The 21,559-nt window shown below is 32.7% G+C and carries 24 protein-coding genes; 10 read left to right on the top strand and 14 right to left on the bottom strand.

All coding sequences use genetic code 11. The features are described from left to right. Positions 1-13 precede the first annotated feature (13 nt). Both H6W53_RS04650 and H6W53_RS04645 read right to left on the bottom strand, forming a co-directional pair. Entirely contained in the window at positions 14-619 is a 606-nt protein-coding gene (locus H6W53_RS04650) for an alpha-ketoglutarate-dependent dioxygenase AlkB family protein (RefSeq protein WP_002977361.1), read from the bottom strand. 145 nt (positions 620-764) lie between these two features. Then, a complete protein-coding gene (locus H6W53_RS04645; RefSeq protein WP_027383734.1) occupies positions 765-1,541 on the bottom strand; it encodes an XRE family transcriptional regulator in 777 nt (258 codons plus the stop codon). A 61-nt stretch (positions 1,542-1,602) separates the two neighbouring features. Here H6W53_RS04645 and dinB point away from each other — a divergent pair, with 61 nt between their 5' ends. Next, on the top strand, positions 1,603-2,748 hold the full coding sequence (gene dinB / locus H6W53_RS04640) for a DNA polymerase IV (protein WP_027383735.1): 1,146 nt from the start codon (positions 1,603-1,605) through the stop codon (positions 2,746-2,748). Positions 2,749-2,756: 8 nt separating this feature from the next. Beyond that, entirely contained in the window at positions 2,757-5,831 is a 3,075-nt protein-coding gene (locus tag H6W53_RS04635) for a DNA polymerase III subunit alpha (protein ID WP_002977358.1), read from the top strand. Positions 5,832-5,847: 16 nt separating this feature from the next. Here H6W53_RS04635 and H6W53_RS04630 read toward each other — a convergent pair whose 3' ends face one another. The 12 genes from H6W53_RS04630 to H6W53_RS04580 all read right to left on the bottom strand — a co-directional run bounded on the left by H6W53_RS04630 (position 5,848) and on the right by H6W53_RS04580 (position 15,023). Next, positions 5,848-6,189: a DUF2511 domain-containing protein gene (locus tag H6W53_RS04630; protein ID WP_002977357.1), complete on the bottom strand. Its 342-nt coding sequence runs from the start codon at positions 6,187-6,189 to the stop codon at positions 5,848-5,850. 79 nt (positions 6,190-6,268) lie between these two features. Next, positions 6,269-6,790 carry a hypothetical protein gene (locus tag H6W53_RS04625; RefSeq protein WP_185205016.1) on the bottom strand — a complete coding sequence of 174 codons (522 nt, stop codon included), beginning with the start codon at positions 6,788-6,790 and terminating at the stop codon, positions 6,269-6,271. Further along, positions 6,771-7,115: a restriction endonuclease gene (locus H6W53_RS04620; protein WP_185205015.1), complete on the bottom strand. Its 345-nt coding sequence runs from the start codon at positions 7,113-7,115 to the stop codon at positions 6,771-6,773. Before H6W53_RS04620 ends, H6W53_RS04625 begins: the two co-directional genes overlap by 20 nt. Before the next feature lie 11 nt (positions 7,116-7,126). Continuing rightward, positions 7,127-7,576: a hypothetical protein gene (locus tag H6W53_RS04615; protein ID WP_002977355.1), complete on the bottom strand. Its 450-nt coding sequence runs from the start codon at positions 7,574-7,576 to the stop codon at positions 7,127-7,129. A gap of 55 nt (positions 7,577-7,631) precedes the next feature. Next, complete coding sequence (locus H6W53_RS04610; RefSeq protein WP_002977354.1) at positions 7,632-9,377, bottom strand: DUF262 domain-containing protein; 1,746 nt, start codon at positions 9,375-9,377, stop codon at positions 7,632-7,634. A gap of 82 nt (positions 9,378-9,459) precedes the next feature. Continuing rightward, positions 9,460-10,485: a hypothetical protein gene (locus H6W53_RS04605; protein ID WP_002977353.1), complete on the bottom strand. Its 1,026-nt coding sequence runs from the start codon at positions 10,483-10,485 to the stop codon at positions 9,460-9,462. Between the two features lie 90 nt (positions 10,486-10,575). After that, positions 10,576-11,106: a hypothetical protein gene (locus H6W53_RS04600; protein WP_002977352.1), complete on the bottom strand. Its 531-nt coding sequence runs from the start codon at positions 11,104-11,106 to the stop codon at positions 10,576-10,578. 79 nt (positions 11,107-11,185) lie between these two features. Then, complete coding sequence (locus H6W53_RS21615; protein WP_002977351.1) at positions 11,186-11,308, bottom strand: hypothetical protein; 123 nt, start codon at positions 11,306-11,308, stop codon at positions 11,186-11,188. A gap of 124 nt (positions 11,309-11,432) precedes the next feature. After that, complete coding sequence (locus H6W53_RS04595; protein ID WP_002977350.1) at positions 11,433-12,134, bottom strand: hypothetical protein; 702 nt, start codon at positions 12,132-12,134, stop codon at positions 11,433-11,435. 61 nt (positions 12,135-12,195) lie between these two features. Further along, positions 12,196-13,185, bottom strand: coding sequence for a hypothetical protein (locus H6W53_RS04590; protein WP_002977349.1), 990 nt, complete (start codon positions 13,183-13,185; stop codon positions 12,196-12,198). 40 nt (positions 13,186-13,225) lie between these two features. Continuing rightward, positions 13,226-13,948: a hypothetical protein gene (locus H6W53_RS04585; RefSeq protein ID WP_185205014.1), complete on the bottom strand. Its 723-nt coding sequence runs from the start codon at positions 13,946-13,948 to the stop codon at positions 13,226-13,228. Positions 13,949-14,183: 235 nt separating this feature from the next. After that, positions 14,184-15,023, bottom strand: a complete 840-nt coding sequence (locus H6W53_RS04580; protein ID WP_002977347.1) for a hypothetical protein — start codon at positions 15,021-15,023, stop codon at positions 14,184-14,186. A gap of 167 nt (positions 15,024-15,190) precedes the next feature. Between H6W53_RS04580 and H6W53_RS04575 the strand changes: the two genes are divergently transcribed. From H6W53_RS04575 to H6W53_RS04540, 8 genes are all read left to right on the top strand, one after another. Continuing rightward, complete coding sequence (locus tag H6W53_RS04575) at positions 15,191-15,925, top strand: hypothetical protein (RefSeq protein ID WP_002977346.1); 735 nt, start codon at positions 15,191-15,193, stop codon at positions 15,923-15,925. Between the two features lie 442 nt (positions 15,926-16,367). Beyond that, the gene (locus H6W53_RS04570) at positions 16,368-17,801 is read left to right on the top strand and encodes a transglutaminase family protein (protein ID WP_027383737.1); all 1,434 of its coding nucleotides are present in this window, start codon (positions 16,368-16,370) and stop codon (positions 17,799-17,801) included. A 67-nt stretch (positions 17,802-17,868) separates the two neighbouring features. Further along, a complete protein-coding gene (locus tag H6W53_RS04565; RefSeq protein ID WP_050791099.1) occupies positions 17,869-18,918 on the top strand; it encodes a hypothetical protein in 1,050 nt (349 codons plus the stop codon). 8 nt (positions 18,919-18,926) lie between these two features. Further along, the gene (locus H6W53_RS04560) at positions 18,927-20,042 is read left to right on the top strand and encodes an RHS repeat-associated core domain-containing protein (RefSeq protein ID WP_002977342.1); all 1,116 of its coding nucleotides are present in this window, start codon (positions 18,927-18,929) and stop codon (positions 20,040-20,042) included. A gap of 10 nt (positions 20,043-20,052) precedes the next feature. Beyond that, entirely contained in the window at positions 20,053-20,421 is a 369-nt protein-coding gene (locus H6W53_RS04555) for a hypothetical protein (protein WP_002977341.1), read from the top strand. 48 nt (positions 20,422-20,469) lie between these two features. Further along, positions 20,470-20,814, top strand: a complete 345-nt coding sequence (locus H6W53_RS04550) for a hypothetical protein (protein WP_027383739.1) — start codon at positions 20,470-20,472, stop codon at positions 20,812-20,814. 4 nt (positions 20,815-20,818) lie between these two features. Further along, on the top strand, positions 20,819-21,169 hold the full coding sequence (locus H6W53_RS04545; protein ID WP_002977339.1) for a hypothetical protein: 351 nt from the start codon (positions 20,819-20,821) through the stop codon (positions 21,167-21,169). 24 nt (positions 21,170-21,193) lie between these two features. Next, positions 21,194-21,544 carry a hypothetical protein gene (locus H6W53_RS04540; RefSeq protein WP_002977338.1) on the top strand — a complete coding sequence of 117 codons (351 nt, stop codon included), beginning with the start codon at positions 21,194-21,196 and terminating at the stop codon, positions 21,542-21,544. Positions 21,545-21,559 lie beyond the last annotated feature (15 nt).

Raw genomic sequence — 21,559 nt, 5'->3', positions numbered from 1 at the left:
AGTAAGAGTTTATTTAAATAATTAAACGAAAGGTCAAATTAATCCTTTCTTTCATTTTTACTGTTGATTTAGCAATTCGATGTTCCCAGTTTTCCTGTAAATCCCCTTTCATAATGAGTAACGAACCGTGAGGCAATGGCAAACTGTATTTGCTCTGATGATGGTCTTTTTTTCTGAAATCAAAGTTTCTGGTTTGACCTAAACTGATTGATGCAATCACAGGTCGTTTTCCATAGCGGCTTTCTTTATCTCTGTGCCATGCCACGGAATCATTATTATCACGATACAGGTTTAATAAAACACCATTGAACTGATACCCAAATTCTTTTTCTATCCTTTCTTTTAAAGTATAAAGCTCGGGAGTCCAAGGATTAGTTCCTGAAACATTTCCGTCTGAATCGTAAGAGCTATCATTTCCTCCATACCAAGCAGTAAGGCGGGGTGTTACAACTGTTTTATCATACATCTTCTGAGTTCGCTGTTCCCAAGGTGTCGTTTTCAGCAGTATATCTTTCAATTCATCGGCTTCTTTGCTGCTCAGGAAATGTTCCTTGTATTCCAAAAGGTCTTTTGGAAATTTATAAAACTCTTCCGTATCAAATAAACTCAGCTGACTCATTGCAATTTTCTATTAAAATATTTATATTTGATCTGGCCCGTTTATACGGGATTTTTTTCATCATTTGTGTTTTTGCTTCCCTTAGGAGATTTTTTTTTATGAAGTAATGTTAGGAAACTTATTTTTGAGCTTTATTCAAATGAATTCAATTCTTATCTCCTATTTTTTCTTTAATCTGTTTGATATCGGTCTTGATCTCTGTCATAAAGTTTTGAATATTACGTTCTGCAAATTCATCAGCTCCATATTCTATCGTATTGATACTACAGGCAAATTCCCAGATCTCTTTAATTTCAGATAATGGAATTTTATATGGCTCATAAAATTGATTGTCAGCTTTTACCCATATACTGTCTGCTTCATGAAACTGGAATCTTTTGTAACTGATTCCATCATTAGTGGTGATGAAAATATAAGTCCGGTCCGTTTTCAGATCAGAAAGATTTTCTACATATTTTCCAACAATATAAGTTCCGTTCTTATAAGGCGGCATAGAATCTCCGTCCGCTGGAAACGCTCTAAACTTCCCACCTTTTAAAAAAGGTAAGGATATCGTTTCCAAACTTTCTATGTATTCCGGATCTCCATAACCGTTCAGATAACCCATAGAGGCTTTTTGTGGAATAATCTCAATCTGATCGTTTCCATCCTGATCAACCCTGATAGGCAGAACAATCCTATTGTCAGGGAGCTCCATAATCTCATCAATCGAATATTTGCTGACGTTGATGGTCAAAAGTAAATCGATGCTGATATTATAATATCTTGAAATTTTCACTAAAATATCAAGGGGTGGCGCTGCGGCATCATCTTCATACTTACTATATCGGCCTCGGGTAATTAAAAGATCATCGGCAACCTTTTGTTGAGACAGATTGAGCTTACCTCTTAAATACCGCATGTTTTCTGATAAAATTGACATTGCTATAAATTATAGCAACAAATATACAATTTTTTGCTACAAATCGTGATAATTTTGTCAAATGGAACGAGCGATTGCACATATGGATCTGGATACATTCTTTGTTTCCTGTGAACGGCTGAGAGACTCTGTATTGGAGAATCAGCCCGTGATCATAGGTGGCGGAGATCGTGGTGTAGTAGCATCTTGTTCCTATGAAGCCAGGAAATTTGGGGTTCGTTCTGCGATGCCTTTGCGAATGGCTTTACGCTTATGTCCCGAAGCGCAGGTTATCAAAGGTGATATGGAGTATTATTCCAAAATGTCACATTTGGTGACTGAAATCATTCAGGAAAAAGTTCCTGTTATGGAAAAAGCAAGTGTAGACGAGTTCTATCTTGATCTGTCGGGCATGGATAAGTTCTTCGGCTGCTATCAATGGACAACCGAAATTGCGGAAGCGGTAAAGAAAAATACAGGTCTACCTATTAGTTTTGCATTGTCTACCAATAAAACAGTTTCAAAGATTGGAACAGGTGAAGCAAAGCCAGCCGGTAAATTAGAATTAAAACCGCTCGCAATACAGCCTTTTTTAAATCCTTTATCCGTCAGAAAGATTCCTATGGTTGGTGATGTGACCTTTGAACTCCTTTCAAGATTAGGTGTAAGAAAGATTGAAACACTTGCTAAAATGCCAGTGGATGTGCTTCAGGAATTAATTGGAAAAAATGGAACTGAGTTATGGAAAAAAGCCAATGGCATTGATTTAAATCCTGTGATTCAATATTCAGAGCGTAAATCCATATCAACTGAAACAACTTTTTCCGAAGACACCATCGATATTCCGAATATCAGAAGTATTCTTTCCGGAATGGTTGAACAGTTATGCTACCAGTTAAGACAGGAAAAATGGCTGACCTCAACGGTATCAGTAAGAATAAGATATGCCAACTTTGATACAGAGACTAAACAATGTAAGGTGGCTTATACCTCAGCAGACCACACATTGCTGAAATATATTCTGGAACTCTTCAAGAAAGTTTATACCCGAAGAATGAGAATTCGTCTTGTAGGTGTCAAGTTTACAGGACTGGTTCACGGAAGCCATCAGATGAATCTTTTTGAAGATACCGAAGAGCTGATCTCATTATATCAGACCATGGATAAAATGAAAGACCGTTTTGGTGCTAAAAGCCTTGGAAGGGCTTCCGGTTTTTTGACTCAATAAATAAAATTATGTTCCTCAATTGTCATACCTATCATAGCCTTCGTTATGGGACTATTTCTGTTGAAGAATTAGTTGATCTGGCTATGGATTATAAGCTGAAAGTTCTTGCGCTAACTGATATCAATACCGTAACGGGAATCTATCAGTTTTATAAACTGTGTGAAGATAAAGGCATTAAACCTATTGTAGGCGTTGATGTCAGAGTTGAAAATGAGCAGTATTATATATGCTTAGCGAAGAACCCGAAAGGAATAGCTGAAGTCAACAGGCTTTTGACCGATTATAATTGTGAAAATATTGAAATTCCAAAATCTAATCCTCAATTAGAAAACTGCTTTGTGATTTATACTTTACAAAATAAACCTGATATATTATTGGAACACGAGTTTATCGGAATCAGACAAGATGAGTTAAACCTTTTAATCAATTCTGAATTCAAATCCCTCACTCATAAAATGGTTATCCTTCATCCGGTAACGTTTAAGACTGATGACGAATACGAACTTCATAAAATATTACGAGCCATAGATGGTAATATTCTTTTTACAAAACTGGCTGAAAAAGATTATTGTAGAAAAGATGAGTTGTTTATGAGTAAGAAAACTCTTCTCGATCAGTTTAAGCATTACCCAGAAATCGTTGAAAACACGAAATTTATCGTCAGTCAATGCAGTTTTGATTTTGAATTTAAAACCCCGAAGAATAAAAAATATTATACTGACAGCAAGGAAAATGACTTTAAATTGTTATCCCAGCTTGCTTATGAAGGTTTATCTCATAGATATCCTGATAATAACAGACAGGCTATTGAGAGAGCTGAAAAAGAATTAACAGTTATTCATCAACTTAATTTTTGCGGCTACTTCTTGATTACTTGGGATATTATTCAATACAGTAAGCGTATGGGTTTTATGCACGTCGGAAGAGGAAGTGGCGCTAACAGTATTATAGCTTATTGTTTAGGCATTTCCGACATATGTCCTCTAGAGCTAGATTTGTACTTTGAGCGTTTTCTAAACTTAAACCGTAAAAGTCCTCCCGACTTCGACATCGATTGGAGTTGGAAGAATCGTGACACTATTTTGGAATACATTTTTGATAAATATGGAAAAAATCACGTTGCTTTTTGTGGAACTAATGTGGAGTTCAAGAGAAAATCGAGATTCAGAGAACTGGGAAAAGTCTTTGGACTGCCGAAAGATGAACTAGATCAGCTTTCAAAAAAACCGAGAGAACTACACGATCAAAATTCAATTGTTCAAGAGATTTATAAGTATGAACAGTTGTTAGTTGGATTTCCCAATCAAAGAAGTATGCATTCTTGTGGGATTCTTATTTCCGAAGAACCTATTACAAATTATTCAGTTTTAGAATTTCCTCCAAAAGAATTTCCAATTGTTCAGTTTGATATGCATACAGCTGAGGATATTGGTCTGGAAAAGTTTGACATTCTTTCACAAAGAGGATTGGGAACGATTAAAGATACCGTTAATCTAATTAAAGAAAAAAAGGGAATCAATGTAGATATTGAAGATACCAGAATCTCTAAGGATGAAGTCAAGTGCAATGAATTTTTGAGCATTGGAAAGACCATTGGTTGTTTCTACATTGAATCTCCAGCTATGCGTGGACTTTTGAGAAGATTAAAATGTGATAATTACAAAGTATTGGTTGCTGCATCATCAATTATTCGTCCAGGAGTTGCACAGAGTGGAATGATGCGGGAGTACATTTTCCGACACAATCATCCCGGTCAATTTGAATACTTCCACGATGTATTTGAAAAAGAATTAGGCGAAACCTATGGCATTATGGTTTATCAAGAAGATGTCATTAAAATTGCGATGCACTTTGGTGGAGTTTCTGCAGCTAATGGAGATGTTCTTCGAAGAGCTATGAGTGGTAAAGGACGATCACTTTCAGCTTTACAAAAATTAAAAGATGATTTCTTTGAATCCTGCAAAAGGAAAGGACATCCTGAGCAGCTTTCTCAGGAAGTATATCGACAGATTGAATCTTTTGCCGGCTACTCCTTTTGTAAAGCACACTCTGCTTCTTATGCCGTGGAGAGCTATCAGAGTCTGTTTCTGAAAGCCTATTACCCTATCGAATTTATGGTATCTGCTATTAATAATGGCGGTGGTTTTTACCGAACAGAAGTTTATGTACACGAGGCGAAGATGTCAGGTGCTAAAATTCATAACCCCTGCATTAACCTAAGCGAATTTCATACAACATTATATGGAACAGATGTGTACTTAGGTCTAATGCATATTGAAAAACTTGAAGCTTCTATCAAAGTAAATATCCCGGAAGAAAGGAAAGAAAACGGCGATTACGGATCATTAGAAGATTTTATAAAAAGAGTCAACATTGGTATTGAAACTTTACAGATATTAATTTTTGTCGGGGCTTTCAGATTTACCGGAAAGCAGAAACACGAACTTTTAATTGAAGCAAGATTCCTACTTTCAAAGAATCAATATAAAAGCAAGATCATATCATTATTTGAGGAACCTCAAAAAGATTATAAGCTACCGACAATAGATAGAAACCCTTTTGAAGACGCTTTTGATGAAATTGAAATTTTAGGATTTCCAGTTTCCTATTCGATCTTTGATTTACTCAAGACTAAATACAGAGGTCACGTTTTGGTTAAAGATCTCTTGAAGTATCATAAAAAACAGGTTAAAATGCTGGCATATTTAATTTCCAGGAAACACGTTCCTATCAAGATGAGAAATCATCCTGGAAAGAAAGACGATATGTATTTCGGAACATGGATCGATGCTGAAGGTGAGTATTTTGACACGGCACATTTTCCCGACAGTTTAAAACAATTTCCCTTTAAGGAAGGAGGAGTCTACCTTTTATTAGGAACTGTTGAAGTAGATTATCATTTTCCTACTATTACCATTACTAAAATGGCAAAAATGCCTTTGATTGCCGATCCGCGATATTCGATGGATGATGAAAAATCTAAAGAAATGGAAAGAAGTCTACGGGAAGACGTTAGTATGACTCACCGAAATCCCTATCCACAGGAACATGAAATTGGATTACCAAGAAAAAAGATAAACTGATTCTTTAGTATTCTTGTTATTTATTTTCACAAAGTTCCAGACCTTTAGTGATAAAATCTCCGTATGAAATTTTTAATCCAGCCCATTTGGGATCATCCAACCATATTTCATCAACTTTACTGATAGCAGCATTATTATGTGAAACACCTTTAGCAGTTCCATTTAAAGCATATGTCTTTCCATTGCTGGCCTTGCAGTAAATTTCTTTATATCCAGAACAATAAACTTCAACTTCATCAACTGAAAATGGCCATTTTTCTCCATACTCCAGCTTTGAAAATTTTATTGTATTTCGCTGGACTGGGTTAGAACACGATAATATTAATACTAAAAGTAATAAACTGTAAATAGCTTTCATTTTTTAATTTTGTCAAAGATAGATTTGAAAACTAAATTGACATTACGGGAAACCGTATTACTAAGAACATAAATAGTATTTATGACAAATCTTCTTTATTCACAACAATACCAAGCTGGGTTATAAGAAATGTCTTTTGTTCAAAGATTTGGTTCATAATCATCCATACTTTATCCACTAGAGAAAATGTTTTTTGATGGTCCTTATTAATAATAGTTAGTAAACCTGTGTAGGTAATGCTTTTTATCTTTTGATAATTTCCATTAAAAAACAGTCTATGATCTGTAAAATCGTAAGATTTCAAAACCATTTCAAAAGGTTTTTGAGTGTGTAGATTTTTTTTAAAAACCATTACAGAATCATACAATCTTATTTTTGTGCCATCTTTATTTTCAATATAAACCAAATATTGCTGTGTTTCAGGAAGTATAATTTCATTATCGTCATTTGTTTTAACAACTATTCTTGTGACCTCTGGTCTGCTCACATTGATCTTGAAAAATAAATCTAAAATTCCAAATTCAACTTCCTTCTGTTCATTATCATTATTTTCAGATTCTCTCAGCTGCACTATCTTTATATTATGATGTTCTGCAAACATTTGTGCATCCCGAGTAAATCCATTCCTTGACAATAATTCCTCTTTGTATATCGGTATCATTGATGATAGAAAGAAGCTTCATAACTGTATCTTTAGTTACTTTTTTTTTCCAGTATTTACATTCGATAGCCGTTTTGTAAGTTTGGCAACCATCAAACTCAGCGGTCAGCACATCAATTTGATGCATAACCCCTGAATTACCTTTTATTTTACAATTCTGCCCATAACCCTCCACTGGAATATGATATTCTTTTTTTAAAGTATCATAAATATATTTTGTCAGAGATTCATAAATCTTCCAATCAAGACTGTTTAATTCATCCATCGTATTTCACATCAAATTACAACATATAGGTCTTCATCTTGATCATATATAGCCTTCCCTGATTTTACCAAAGGATTCCAAACTTTATCAATTGCTTCTGGCGTATTCCACTCACAATAATTATCAGATTTTTTCAAATTACTACTGGAAATTATCCTCTTTCCAAAAATTTCTCTACACTTTAGAAGAAGGCTGATCGAAATTCCTTTCCCCAAATAGTACTTACTACTGTCAGGATATAAGTCAACTACTTTTAAATCAGTTTCATTTTCCATCTCTAATAAAATGAGACTAAAAGAATCATCACTTTCCTTTGACTCTTCATACACTTCAAATACATAAGTAAAACCGTTATATGTCTCATTAAACATATAAGTACATCTAGAAGTAAATTGATAAGTCACATTATTTTTAGTACTTATAAAAATAAACTTTCTGGATTCATTAATCTCTAATATCATAGTGTACATTTTATTAAAAAATAAGATTATCAAACTGTTAACTAAACAAAAAAAATTAGAATTTAAGTTCCTCCATTAGTTTTACTGTCAAAATAACTTGACGCTGTTTTGCAAATTTATCAAATGATGAAAAATTTAAATCATTGGGAAAATAGTACTTTTTCTTATTAATTTTATTTGTAGAAACCCAATCTGCAAGTTGCTTTGCACCTTTTGACTTGTTTTCATTACCATCTAACATTTGGAGATTAATAATGGAATTAAAATACTCCGGATCTGTAAAGTATTCTCTATTAGAATCAGTCAATTGGATATTATTTAATTTTAGCTTTTTTTCATTGAAATTTGATATCGGATGACAATGATCAAGATTAAAATCTCCATCCTTATATTTTAAGTTAGGATAAAGTAATGCGAGTATGGGAAAAGCGTATCTATTTTCTTTCTGAGTATATAAAAGATTTTCTACAAACTCTTTATCGACGTTTATACTTTTATTGGTTTTAGAAAGCCTCTTTGCAATAGCGGCAGCAGGGAAAACTGCCGGAGACTTAGCAATTTCTTTTTTCAAAGTATCTCTGATAGCTTTTAATACACCTTCAGCTTGCCCGCCAAATATTTGATGTAGCAAAACAACATGAAGCCATTTTTTAATAATTGCTCTATCATCTTTATATGCAACTTTCTTATGAAAATCTTTTACTTTATCAGTTTTGTATAAATAATATATAATCGGAAGAACAGCATTTAATGATGTCAGTGTTTTTGGAGCATATCCAAAGTCTACAATAAGTTGAAAGACTTCTTTAATTGCTTTCCTAATATTTTCCCATTTACTTTCAAAATCTTTAGCATTCTTAATACTGAAATTGGTTACTCTAAATTTAATATCATCGTTGTACAAAATCAGATAGGTACGCAAAATCAAATCTTTGTTTACGGCAAAGCCGTATTCCTTTACAATTTCATCAACTAATCCATTAATTTCTTTGCGGGCATCTAGAATCATCCAACCTGAAATAGTTGTTGACATTACTAAATCCGAATAACTTAAGTTAATACCGCCTGAATTTATTCGTATAAAAATATCTAATGCTCTGGTAAAATCAGAACCTTTTTCAAGATAGTAGTGAATAAGTTTCTCAAGATGAACAATATCGTGAAGCCGACTCAATATCTCCTGAGCATCCTGATCTTCTATTTCGTGTTTCTTACAATAAGAATTCAGCTGTGCCATTCCGCGAATACCCAAAATATCTCCGACTTTGAACCATTTATTTCCATCTTCATTTTTTGCTTCTGAAGGTTTTAAAAACAAGAATTCATATTTTCTATCATCGTCACTATCGTTTAAGTCCTTGCTAGAATCCTTTTTATATTTAAGATTTAAATAAAGATATCTTGTAGGAATAGAGTGTTCATTATCTTTCCAAGCCAGATTATATTCGTGATAAGCATAAGAACCTTTCAACCCCAGATAAAGTGCAGTAAGGCGCTGCTGCCCGTCTAAAACGACTTCGAAGCTAGGAAGTTTTTTTGTATCAACTTCTTCTGATCTATTGAGGAATCTTTCTCTATATTTTTTTAAGATCCCATAAAATCGTTGGTTTTGTGTGTTATTACCTTCAACTCTCCAAAGCAACATTGAACCAATTGGATATTGTTGCATAAGTGAGTCAAATAACATCTCTATTTTTCCAGATGACCAAACAAAATCTCGTTGAATTGCAGGAAGTAAATATTGATTGTAATCTATTTTATCGATTGCATCTGCAATTGAAAGCGGAGGAAAAAATGACATAATTTATTTTTTAATTTTAATGTTTTTAGCTTTAAGAACTTTATGTTGATCACTTATAAAGGTCGAGATAACAAAGAGAATATCAATTACTACTCTTTTTATCAAACAAATATTTGCCTTCTTGTATTTCGAGATAGTCGATTACAAAATGCACAACTTTTCTGGCATCCTTCAGGACTTCTGGTGCTAGTCCAGGCACTTTAAATTGATTAATCTCTGAATTATAATTAATCATTTCACTATCAAAATTTTCAATCCCTTTTGGTTTACGTAATCTACAGTAAGGATTTATAATACTTAGATTTAAGGTTTCATTCAAGTTCCAGGAATTCTCAATATTTTTATTATAGAAATCTTTGTGCTTGTAATATAAGTTAGTTAAAATCACTAAGTCTACATTATTGTAATCAGCAGGGTCGCAAAAAGAACCATTAGTAAACAGACCTTCGGGGCCGTTAAGATAACCTACCCAGCTCTGCATATCCTCTCTATCACCACAGCATATTAATAAAATATTGATCTCATTTTCTTTTGATAAATCATTAAATTTTTCGTGCGCGTTAATCAGAAAATCTTTAAGATTATTATCCATACTTTTTAACTCAGAATGTTCTTTCAGAGATTTACCTTGCTTTATTAAACCTTCATCTATCGCATTGGAAAGTATTGACATTATGTCTAGCCTATTGTCAAGTCGACCATAAGTTTGATATTTGAAAGATTCTGTATTTTGTACCTTCTCTCTATTAGTAAAAGCCGCACATTTTACTTCAATATTGTATGTGAAATTGTTAGACTGAAATTTAACGTCTACATCTTTTTGATTTTTAGGGTTTACTTTAGCTTCGACCCTGAAACCATTTTTCTCACAAAAATAATTTGCAACTGCCAGCTCACAGGCACTTTGAATATAAGCTTTTTCGTCAAATTTTGCTTTTTTTAGCTGTAACTTATTTCCCCAGAGATCCTTGAAATCTCTATTGGATATAAACTGTTTAATTTTTGAAACAGATTCAATAAATTCATCAAAATAAATATTTCCGGAATTTTTTGCAATTTTAAGGTAATGACCATCCGGTACATTTAATTCATTAAATTCTTCTCTCATGAAGTGGCAATTAGTTTTGGATTTTAAGAAAATAACTTTTAGAATCACTGGGAAAGTGACTCTTAGATTTAGAGTGAATGACTTAGTTTGCTAAAGTCTCGCAAAGAAATATGCAAGATCAAAGATTTCAATTTCTTGTTTTTGATTATTAATATCATCAATATATATTCTCAAATCACCAACTCTTGTTAAAACACCTTCCATTTCTTTCTTATCGTCATACCAAGAAGTTGAATAAACTACATATAATTCTTTACCAACAACAGTTTCAAAATCAGCTTTTTTTACACTAAAGGGATCAAGAATATATTTATTAAAAATAAATAGAAAGTCAAATTCAAAGTACATATTATCGTAGAACCAATCTTTTACTGAGAGTCTAAGTTTATTACCATGCAAAGAATGATCTATAATATGTTCGTACCCAAAACGATATTCTTTTGGCTTTGGAGCATTAATCCTTAAAAGAACGACTGACTTTTCTTGGAAAATGATTCTGAATGGGCTTTTCTCTACTTGCTTTATAGAATCATGTTTCTTGATAACTGAGCAAAAACAATTGAAATCCTGATCAATTTTTAAATTATTTCTTCTCAAGAATTCAATAATGGAATGTTGCATAACGTAAATTATTAGTTTTTTATAAATTTACAAAAAAAGCCTGAATAGATATTCAGACTTTAGAATGTTTTAAACAGAGTTATTTTTTAGGTGTAGAAGGCTTACTACTTCCTCCACTTGAAGTTTTAGCAGGATTGTTTCCCCTATTTCCTCCAGAAGGATTTCCTGTTTTACTTGGCCAGTTTTTGTTTGAATTACTCATTATTTTAATTTGTTTTAGTGCCTACTACTTTTAACGTCGATGTTGGGCTAGTTTTGACATGATCATGTAATCGAAATACGTGCCAAATGTTAAAAAAAGTTAAAATAAGAAATTATTTTAGGAGCTATCCATTATAATCAAAATCAGCCAATGGATGTTTTACTCTTTCAGCGGTCGGAATTAGAGAATTGAATCTTATTATAACTTTAATTACCTGCTCAATTAGAAGAAGTTGTTCTTTACCAGTAATATTATTAGGTTGGTTTTGAATCAATTCTAATTTAACTTTTGACTTATTTATTACGGAAGTGTTATCTTCAATTTCTAAACTATGATTCGGCTTAGTGTGAATTCCAAAATTGTGCATTGTATTTCGCAAATAGAAAAAATAGATAATCACATCTCTTTCATAAGCTGTAATACCTGCAAAAAAGGAAATCATACTTAATAACTTTTCAAAAGTCTCCTTTATAGAAGTTTTATTAATTGTATTAGCCCTTGCCTCAAAGTGCTTTGCTATAGCTCTAAAGTTGGTTTCAATGGAAATAAACAGAGCATTATAAAAGGCATCTTTAATGAATCCATTAAAATTATGATCTAGATCAACCAGATCATTTTCTACAAATCCTTCCCAAATATTTTCTTGAAGATATTTAATATCACTTAAGTGTGTCGATAATTTAAGAGCAATCAGGTAATTTTGAATGCTTGATGCAATAGCATCCATTGTTATGTTTCTAACATCTTCCAGATCACCGTGATTATTATTAGAAGATGCAAAATTTAGTAATTTCGATACTAGTTCAATCTTTTCGTCAAATTCCATAGATAGTTTTTTAATTTTTATATTTTATTTATTTCAATCCGCTTTACTTCAAATACGAAAGTTATCTGAGTTTTTTGTCTACTAAAGCAAGATATTTCATTCCTGATTGGTCAAAGACATTTTCCGTTTTTTCAATTTTCATCGCGGAATATACAGCATTTGCAAATCCTGGTAATCCCCAAAGCATAGATTTTAAATCTCCGGTGGCTACAATTCCTTGCGTGGCACCAATAATCCCACATACTGATCCGAAAATAATATTTCCTATTTGACTCTCTCCCATTTTTGCGGTTAGCTCACCTTTTCTAATCACCAATTCTCTGATCTTTTCGTTAAATAAATCTGTCCCCTCTATTACTGTGGGATCAAGCACAAGTAATTCAACTCTGCTTGTAAAAGCATCTAACAGATCACCATGCTTCTCCTTGAAGCGCAACATTTTATCTAACTTTATATTTTGTGGAAATGGGATCAAACTTTCTAAAATCGTCTGCCTTTTTTTTTGGTTTTTTAGATTTTTAATACTGTAAAACCTTGACCTTAAATTATCAGTCATAGGAATTCTGTTCGTCTTAGCTCCAATTATGGTAGCTACGAACTTCATTAATTGATCTGCCGTTTTTGTTTCCACTGCATACCAATTTCCCTCTGCTCTACTGGCAAGCCCTAAATTTTCAAGACTATAGAAGACATTATCATCAAACTTATCAGCGTGTATTCTGGCAGAAGAAAACTTCTGAGAATGCACTAAATTCCTTTGACTATTATAGAATCGATTTTGTGCTTTTTCAAGTGAATTTTTATTCTTCTCAATCTCGGTAACGAAAGGTTTTGTTACTTCCCAAGGTTCATCAAATATCTCAATAGGATTTATAGGAACTATCAGAGACATTCTAACAAGCTCCATCATAAACGGGTCATAATTCCGTTCTGGTTGCCAAAGATATTCCTGAGGTACAATCGCAGCAATATCCTTGTAATAAAGAAGAGTTCTTATAGTCCAGTCATTATCCGGTACATTGATATAAGGGTAATATAAAATATCACTCATAGTAATTAGTTTTTAGTTTTTAGTTTTTACAATAATTTGGTTATTCTTTATCTAAGTCATTTCTTTTTTTAACCTGTTCGTCATGATGGTCATTAATTATGGCAAATAAATCTTTCATATTCCAAAGGTTTGTAAACATAAAAGTGGAATTATTAAATCCAGAATTAAAGCGGTTATAGATTCCCTCCGCAATATCAGAAAGTTGCTTTATTTCAGCGAGGCTTTCAACTTCTATCTCACCAAGTTTATCAGGATCGAAGTGAGCATAATAAGAGTCTCGTCTTGCTTTAATTTTCTCAACCAAAAACTCCGCCTGATTAATCTCTTCTCTGGAAATAGCAATAGCATTTTTAATATCTGCTTTATGTTTAAACAGATAGTCATATTCACCTTCACTACCATTTTCAGAAAGCTTACGATTTTTAGTCAGCATCTCTTTGAGTTCTTCGTCAAAATCGCTGTTTTCTAACTTATTCATCAATTTTTTCAGGCTGCGTTTTTCATCCTGAACAAACAGTTTAGACAATGTTAGTGTTGCAAAGGAATAAGCTAGTGCTACATAATGCCCTAAAAAATAACTAAAAGGAGCAATTTTTTCTCTGCTTTCATTATTTTGCTCAATAATCTCGTCAATATTTGAAGTGCAGATAACTAGATCACGAATCATAATTTGGAAATACTGCATAAAGCTATTCAGCTCATCTTTTGTAAAAATATTTTTCATTAAACTAATATAAAAAATTGTTTTTAGTTGTTTCTCCAAACATTTACATCCGTGTAGACAAGCTTTTTCAGCTCATTAAATCGAGTATCATCCAGATCTTTTCCGCAAATGACTTCATGCAAGACCCCCGCGTAATCTTTAATTTCTTGGTTAACAATTTTTGCAACTGTTTCCAGTTGATCTTCTGTAAGATTTATATTTTTATTTTATTATTATCTAGGTTGATAATCTTTAAGGTTTAGTTATAGATTTGTTACAGTATTAAAGAATTTTTTTACAATTTTAGTCCAGCTGCAATACCTAATCCAAAGAATCTTTTTCCTTGATATGCCCAAGCATCTGCATTACTTCCTGTCATAAAATCATATCCATAACTAAAAATAATTCCTATATCATTTCTTGCAATCGTTAAACCTGCTGAAGGAGAAAGAACAAGATTACTTGGATTATAAGTAGTAACAACTTTTTTCTTCAGCGGTTCTTTTCCCAAGCTTGCTGATGAGAATCCGAATGAAGCTCCGGGAGTTACCGACCAGCTGGTACTTGACCTGTGTGAAAAAGTTGTCCAACCCCATGAATATCCAACAGAAAAACCCAAATTAATATTCCCAGTTACGACATTAGCAGAGTACTGATTATTATTATAGTCGACAACTGAAGGTCTAACTTTTACACCTATAGCGTTAATTCCGACAATAACGGTCTGGTAATGCAGAGTAATGCTTCTTGTAGGATCGCCCACTTTATCTCTACTCAATTTCACAAGTTTAAGTTTATTAGGAGTAGCTGCATTAATAATTCTTTCCTGACCGTAACAGGGATCTACTGCGCCTTTAGCATCAGAGCCTCCTTTATCATGCTCTATTTGCCAAGGGTCAATAAATAATTCTCCATCCTTATTGGTTACTAAACATTTAAAAGATTTATTTAAGGCAGGACAAAAACTGTAATTAGTCGTAGTACCGTCAGTAATCACATACCCTTGATCATTTAAATCTTTCAATTTTTCTTTAGAAATGTGATAACGAAATTTGAGTCTGTAGCTGCTAGTTTGTGAATGTAAAAAAGTGATCATGCTGAAAAGCATAAACAATCCCAGAATAATTGTTTTCATGTTTTATTAGTTTTTTGGTTATGAGGTAAATATACAAATATAAGTTCTCAAAATAGAGAAATTTTCATATCCAAATTACGAACTAACTTAATGTTATTAAAATTAAAATATTTCTACTTTTAAACTAATAAATTACAAATACAAAACAATTTTAAAACGAAATAAACATGAACAGACAAAGATTAATCCGAAAATTAAGAATTATTAATCATAAGTTGAATAAAAAATACATTCCAGTAGAGGATAAGCCGTTTGTGAAAATTGCCGAATTAACAGCTATATTGCCTGCACTTGGATTATTTTATTTGTGGCATTATTTTGATTTATTAGGAATTAGCTACTATCGATATTTCAATCTGTCGGACGCAATTGCTGTACTATATGAAAACCTAATGTTAATGATTTTAATTGGAGTGTTATTCTCACCAGGAATCGTCTGTTTGTTGCTGACTGACTTAAAGTCAAGAAGCAAAGGTTTATCAATAATTACATTAATTGTAATTATCGTATTATTAATTTGTGGTTTCGGTGTACTAATCAATATGTACAAATTTGCTACGCCAGTAAATATTGTTTTTATAACAATTATCACTATTTCCAGCTATGTTTACTTTTTTGAAAGTCGAAATCTTGGATTTTGGATGCATTTAGCATTCGCATTTATCTATATGTACGCAACCGCTGCACAGGAAGCAAAGTATATATTAAAAGAAAAACCAAAATTTACAATATACTTAAAGCAACACTCGGAGCAACCAATTCTTACGGAGGAAAGTAGTACAAGGTTCTATCTTTATAAGACTTCTAATTACTATTTTATAAAAGATGAAAAAGAAAATAAAATATTTGGATATTCAATATCAACTCAGGAAGAAACAGTTGTTGTACCACTAACCAGATAGTATTAATGTAATTGTCAGTCCTTCGGATTTTTTTGATCCACTTAAGACTTTGCTCCATGAAGTATTCTTAATATATTTGTGGTAAACAAAAAATAAAAAAAGTATAAGAATAAATAAATCTTAAATACATATAAAAACATTGCGTTAAGCAGTTATTTTCTAAACTCAAATACTGGTACTATAAGAATTCTAAGAAAATGTAACTGCAAGATTCGCCCTTCTGGGGCGTGTTTTGCTGCATTTCTTAGAGGGATTATACCAGTATCCTGAGTTTAGAGTGTCAGTTAATTCACGCTCTTTTTTTATGCCCAAAAACTACAACCAAAAACTAAAAATATAATGAAAATCCCTGAAGTAATATTGGACGGAATCACCGTAATACTACGGTATCAATTTAAAATGACATCCAGTAATATTGCAATAAAAAAACAAAACACAAATTATGCGAAACAGTACAATTTCTATTATACTGCTGTATTTTAGTACAGGATTATCCGCTCAGATTCCAAATCTGCCGACAGGACCAAGTGCATCGACTTCCCCAATTCAAAATTATTCTGAAATATCTTTCAGAAACAATTCTACGTCAAAAAATACGGTATCCATTCCCTCAGTTAATAATTCTTCAAGAAAGTCAGAAATTGAAAGAAGAAACTGGGAAATGCAGCAAAACGATTTTAAAATCGTAGAGAAAGAAAATCGAGAGAAAGAGCAAAAACAGTTTGAACAAAAAGTAAATAATCTAGAAATTTCCGGTTATAATCTGCCATCACTATCAGCTAATTCAGGAACTAACTTCTATTATGATGCCTTGTCTCAACTTAATAATTTAGATCAAAGCAATTATTCATTAGCTGAAGCGAATTTCATTGTTGAAAATGCTTATTCTGAAAGGAAGCTACACTATTCTAATTTCAAAGCCAACATTTCAAAAATAGCTTCTCAGGTTTTGCAAAAAATGAAATCCGGAAAGGTGACCCCAGTCGATAATACTCTGAAAAACATTGCTTTGTTTAAGCATTTCTCAAAGAATTACAAATATGATTTTGATGATTTTATGGGAAAGAAAGAATGGAACAAAATGTTTGTTTCCAAATTACTAAAAACAGGAAAAGGACAATGTCACTCAATGCCTCTACTTTATTTGATGGTAGCAGAATCAATCGGGGCAGATGCTTCATTGGCTATGGCTCCCAATCATACGTATATCCGTTTCAAAGACGATGATAATCAATGGCAGAATATAGAATTGACTAATGGAATCCTTAGTACAAATGCTATGATTTTAGAATCCGGTTACATTGGCTCCGAAGCCTTACTGAATGATGTCTATATGAATAGTTTAAGTAAAAAACAGCTTATGTCATTGTTATATGCAGACTTAGCCAATGGCTATATTCATAAGTACGGAATGGATGAATTTGTCGGAAAAGCATTGGATAAATCTCTTGAACTTTATCCCAATAATATGTATGCTAATTTACTTAAATCAATGTATCAGCAGGCGCGATTTGAATATGTAGCAGCAGAATTAGGAATTCAAAATGTAGAAAATCCTGCAGAACTTGAAAATATAAAATATTTCCCGAAAGGTCTGGAACTTTTAAAAGAAACAAAGATGCAGTTCAACAATATCGACCAGCTCGGATTCAAATTTATGCCAGATGGAGCTTATTCAGAATGGTTGAGCAATATGAACCGTGAAGCCAACAAACAAAGGAGCGAAGAGCTTGCCGAGAAAATTCGTCTTACCAATTTAGAAAAACAGAGAAAAAAGAAGGAAGAAGAACAAAAGAAATTGGAGGAAGAGCGTAGAAAAGCAAAAGAGAAAAAAAGAGAGGAGGAAAAAAATAAACCTAAACCTCTTCTAACATAAAAACATCAAGATGAAAAATCAATATTTTAGAAAATCAATGCAATTTGCTTTGCTTGTAATAGTCTCAATGGTTATTACTGTCAAAGCTCAGCGTAATCAATTTTACGAGGAGGCCTATGCACACATTGACAATATGCTAAGTGGCAAGGAAAAGTATAGTTTTAAGAAAGCTGTCTTAAGTGTTGAGCAGTCTTATTACCAGGGAAAGATTGACACGATAGCGATTAATAATGAACTCAAATTCCTGAAATCATTTGCAGAGCAAATAGTTAAAAGCAGAGAACTGACCTATCAGGGAAATGATAAAGATAAAGTCAGCAAATATGCGGCTCTTTACTCGATCATCTGCCAACCGATACCAGTGATTGTGAAAGACTCTACCATTCAATACAAACCTTTCTCTTACGATTTTACCGACGTCTTTGGTCACGATGATTTACCCAATCTCTTTGTTTCCAAATTACTTGCAACAAAAAAAGGAAATTGCAACTCGATGCCCTATTTGTACAAAATCCTTGCTGAAGAATTGGGAGTTGATGCCAATCTGGCTTTAGCCCCTAATCACGTCTACATCAAGCATAATGTAAAGTCTTTAGGATGGTTTAATACCGAATTGACGAGTGGAATTTTCCCTGAAGATGGTTGGTTAATGGCATCTGGATATATCCATCTGGACGCCATCAGAAACGGTATGTTTATGAAAGCTTTGGATAACAAAGAAAGTTTAGCATTATGCCTATTTGATCTAGCACAAGCTTACAACAGAAGCTTTCCTTCCAACGATGGCGAATTTCTCCTAAAAGTCCTCAATAAAGCTCTCGAAGTTTATCCAAATTTCGCAAAAGCACGCATTCTAAAAGCTGAAACGTATAAAGCCAGATTTCAAAAATTAATGGATAGACAAGATCTAAAGAGTGGGTCTTCAAATAATATCAAACTGGCTTTAGAAAATCCGAAAGCAAAAGAAATATATGATCTGATGGTTCAGGAATACAGTACGCTTTACAAGCTTGGTTACAGACAAATGCCTGAAGGAATGTATTTGGATTGGCTTGTATCTCTGAAAACAGAAAGAAATAAATATGAAAATAAAAAATTAAAAAACAACTTCAAATAACCACGAAAATGAAAAAACTATTTTATGTATTCTTTTTGATAATCGCAGTTTTTCTCAATGCTCAAGTAGAAAAGAATGTTTCAAACAATCCTGAAAAGATTTACGTAAATCCCGTAAAACTTACCAAAGAAGAAAGATTGCGTCCTTATATGGACGAAGTTCTAAAAACGAGGGATACTTTAACACCAGCCGAAGCAGAGCGGAGAAGACAAAACATTGAAGCAGGAAATCCTTTTAAGAAATATGGCTTCTATCCTAAAATTGCTACATTAAGCAAAGGTAAATATTTAGAAGCTCACGACTTAGACAGTATTGTAAGCATTGGATCAGTCCGTTACAATGCAAGAACCAATGAAATTGTTGAATTATTAGATATCAACATAGAAAATGCTGACTCACAACCATATCTTGATACTGCAGGTCGCTGGTTTTCTCCTGATCCACTAAGCGAAGAATACAGACGTTGGTCACCATATAACTACGCAATGAACAATCCATTGCGATTTATTGATCCGGATGGAAGGTCTACCGAAGATGCAGTTGAAGAATCAGAACAATGTTGTCTTTTTGGTATAAGTGGATTAGTGAGATTTATGCCAATCTTTGAAGGTGGCTCAAATGTGAGGCCTAATCCTGTTGTTGAAACAATGACAAAAACTAGTGAAGCAACTACAAAATCTCAGGAACATTTTAACAGAGGTAGGCAGATGGAACCAGAGCAAATAAACAGAATGAATGAAGAAGGACAAAATGTTACAAAGAATACTAAAAATTTTGAAGCAACAGATTCGAAAACAGGTAAAACAGGAGGAACGAGACCTGATGGATTCACCAAAGAAGGAAATCCTGTGGAAATAAAAAATGTAAAAAATCAATCTCTTACAAGACAATTAAGATTTCAGGACAATTTAGTTGATGGAAAAAGGCTAATTTTGAGGATAAACAAGGATGCAAATTTATCAAATCCTTTAAAAGATTCAGGGATTGAAATTCAACCTTATAACCTAACAGGACCAGCTCCTGCAAAAACAGATAACATTAGAGTAAATAACAACCCAGCTCCAAAAATTAAACCTGTCCCAGTAAAAAAAGATCCTTGTGCAGGAATACCAGGTTGTATTTAATTAAAATATTATGGAAGACAAATATATTACAGGCATAAAACAAGTTGTCAAAACTGCTCAAGCATTTTTAAATGAATTTAAAGAGTTTGCTCCATTTGGTTTAATATTTAAAAATAATGAATGGATTGATCTTGGCGCATATGACGAAAACCTTACATCGGATCAAATGAAAAATTTTTTAATTAGTACTATTATAGAAGATTTTAATGAGGGTAACACTGAGTTTGGAGCAGTTTGCGTAGATGCTAAAATTAAAGAAATCGGCGATGTTATTATTATTTACAATACATCAAATGGTAAGGATTGGTTTGAATTAGTTTATAAGTATTATCTCGAAGGAAAGTCGGTTAAAATTATCGAAGAAAATATCGAGTATTAATCCCAATGACATTATTGAAAATGTCTTATAATATTTTTGACTAAAAGATTGGAAATAAGCAGAACAGAAATAGAAGAGAAATTTTTACAACATTCAGTTCAACACGGAGTACTTTATGTAAACGGAGATTATAAAAAAGCAAATAAACTTCACAAAGAATTACATAACCTTTATAACCATGCAAAGGAGCAACGTGAAGAAGAGCTTTTTAGTGAAATGTTGGATAATCCTGACGAATATGTAAAATTGTGGGCGGCCATTTTTACTTTAAAATCAAAACCTGATATAGCTGAGAACATCCTAAAAAAATTATCTACAAATTCGAAAGTAAAAATGACAGCCTCTGCGACTCTTCATTTGTGGAAAGAAGGAAAATTAGAACTATTATTATGAGATTATGAAGAAAATAGTAGACATTGAAACTGCATTAAAAATGTTTGAGGAGGCTTCAATTATTCAAGTAGAATCTACAGAAAATGGTAATTTTAAAGTAGGAAATAAAAATTACGAGAAGGTAATGAATGCAGCTTCATTTCTTAAAAACCAAAATTCAATAGAAAGTTTATTTCAGTTTTTAAACCATCAGCATAAAGGTCCGCGATTATGGTCTGCCTGTTATATCTTACATCTTGATGAAAAGAAAGCGGTCAAAGTTTTAAAAGAAATAATAAAGCAATCGGGAATAATTGGTTCAACAGCTGAAATTACTTTAGACGAGTGGAAAAAAGGAAATCTAACATTTATATAAAATAATTATAGAATCTCAAAAAGAATGGATACTCAAGATTATTTACAAGACCAATTGAAAATTTGTGAAAAGAATTCTCAAATTTCTGATGTAGTAGAGTTAAATACCGTAATTGCATTGGGTCGAAATTTTAATCCCAACATTCAAATAAATGGACTTAGACATCCCCGAACAAAAGGTTTAACTGGTTGGTATATTTGGTCAGGTGAGTTTTCTTATGCAGATGATTTTTTTCAGCCTTCTCACGCCTATCATTTGTTGGAAGATGCTTCTTTTATAATTCAATATCTCGGGCTTCCGGCTGGTAATCGTTTTTTAATAGATAGTAACGGCTACGAGGATATTTGGTATGATGAAAGTTTGTTGGATGTATAATCTTATAACTTTTAA

Origin of the sequence: Chryseobacterium sp. C3 (genome assembly GCF_014218905.1) — a bacterium.
In the GTDB taxonomy this organism is placed as follows: Bacteria; Bacteroidota; Bacteroidia; order Flavobacteriales; family Weeksellaceae; genus Chryseobacterium; species Chryseobacterium mucoviscidosis.
Note: the sequence above shows the minus strand (reverse complement) of the source record. Positions and strands in the feature narration are given on the sequence as shown.

What these genes read in the sequence shown, in the direction of transcription:
- H6W53_RS04630 (WP_002977357.1), bottom strand. Translation starts at nt 6,189, where the DNA reads ATGAAAGCTATTTACAGTTTATTACTTTTAGTATTAATATTATCGTGT.
- H6W53_RS04565 (WP_050791099.1), top strand. Translation starts at nt 17,869, where the DNA reads ATGGTTATTACTGTCAAAGCTCAGCGTAATCAATTTTACGAGGAGGCC.
- H6W53_RS21615 (WP_002977351.1), bottom strand. Translation starts at nt 11,308, where the DNA reads ATGAGTAATTCAAACAAAAACTGGCCAAGTAAAACAGGAAATCCTTCT.
- H6W53_RS04540 (WP_002977338.1), top strand. Translation starts at nt 21,194, where the DNA reads ATGGATACTCAAGATTATTTACAAGACCAATTGAAAATTTGTGAAAAG.
- H6W53_RS04625 (WP_185205016.1), bottom strand. Translation starts at nt 6,790, where the DNA reads ATGTTTGCAGAACATCATAATATAAAGATAGTGCAGCTGAGAGAATCT.
- H6W53_RS04590 (WP_002977349.1), bottom strand. Translation starts at nt 13,185, where the DNA reads ATGAGTGATATTTTATATTACCCTTATATCAATGTACCGGATAATGAC.
- H6W53_RS04545 (WP_002977339.1), top strand. Translation starts at nt 20,819, where the DNA reads ATGAAGAAAATAGTAGACATTGAAACTGCATTAAAAATGTTTGAGGAG.
- H6W53_RS04610 (WP_002977354.1), bottom strand. Translation starts at nt 9,377, where the DNA reads ATGTCATTTTTTCCTCCGCTTTCAATTGCAGATGCAATCGATAAAATA.
- H6W53_RS04595 (WP_002977350.1), bottom strand. Translation starts at nt 12,134, where the DNA reads ATGGAATTTGACGAAAAGATTGAACTAGTATCGAAATTACTAAATTTT.
- H6W53_RS04650 (WP_002977361.1), bottom strand. Translation starts at nt 619, where the DNA reads ATGAGTCAGCTGAGTTTATTTGATACGGAAGAGTTTTATAAATTTCCA.
- dinB (WP_027383735.1), top strand. Translation starts at nt 1,603, where the DNA reads ATGGAACGAGCGATTGCACATATGGATCTGGATACATTCTTTGTTTCC.
- H6W53_RS04620 (WP_185205015.1), bottom strand. Translation starts at nt 7,115, where the DNA reads ATGGATGAATTAAACAGTCTTGATTGGAAGATTTATGAATCTCTGACA.
- H6W53_RS04555 (WP_002977341.1), top strand. Translation starts at nt 20,053, where the DNA reads ATGGAAGACAAATATATTACAGGCATAAAACAAGTTGTCAAAACTGCT.
- H6W53_RS04605 (WP_002977353.1), bottom strand. Translation starts at nt 10,485, where the DNA reads ATGAGAGAAGAATTTAATGAATTAAATGTACCGGATGGTCATTACCTT.
- H6W53_RS04600 (WP_002977352.1), bottom strand. Translation starts at nt 11,106, where the DNA reads ATGCAACATTCCATTATTGAATTCTTGAGAAGAAATAATTTAAAAATT.
- H6W53_RS04635 (WP_002977358.1), top strand. Translation starts at nt 2,757, where the DNA reads ATGTTCCTCAATTGTCATACCTATCATAGCCTTCGTTATGGGACTATT.
- H6W53_RS04575 (WP_002977346.1), top strand. Translation starts at nt 15,191, where the DNA reads ATGAACAGACAAAGATTAATCCGAAAATTAAGAATTATTAATCATAAG.
- H6W53_RS04570 (WP_027383737.1), top strand. Translation starts at nt 16,368, where the DNA reads ATGCGAAACAGTACAATTTCTATTATACTGCTGTATTTTAGTACAGGA.
- H6W53_RS04615 (WP_002977355.1), bottom strand. Translation starts at nt 7,576, where the DNA reads ATGATATTAGAGATTAATGAATCCAGAAAGTTTATTTTTATAAGTACT.
- H6W53_RS04645 (WP_027383734.1), bottom strand. Translation starts at nt 1,541, where the DNA reads ATGTCAATTTTATCAGAAAACATGCGGTATTTAAGAGGTAAGCTCAAT.
- H6W53_RS04560 (WP_002977342.1), top strand. Translation starts at nt 18,927, where the DNA reads ATGAAAAAACTATTTTATGTATTCTTTTTGATAATCGCAGTTTTTCTC.
- H6W53_RS04580 (WP_002977347.1), bottom strand. Translation starts at nt 15,023, where the DNA reads ATGAAAACAATTATTCTGGGATTGTTTATGCTTTTCAGCATGATCACT.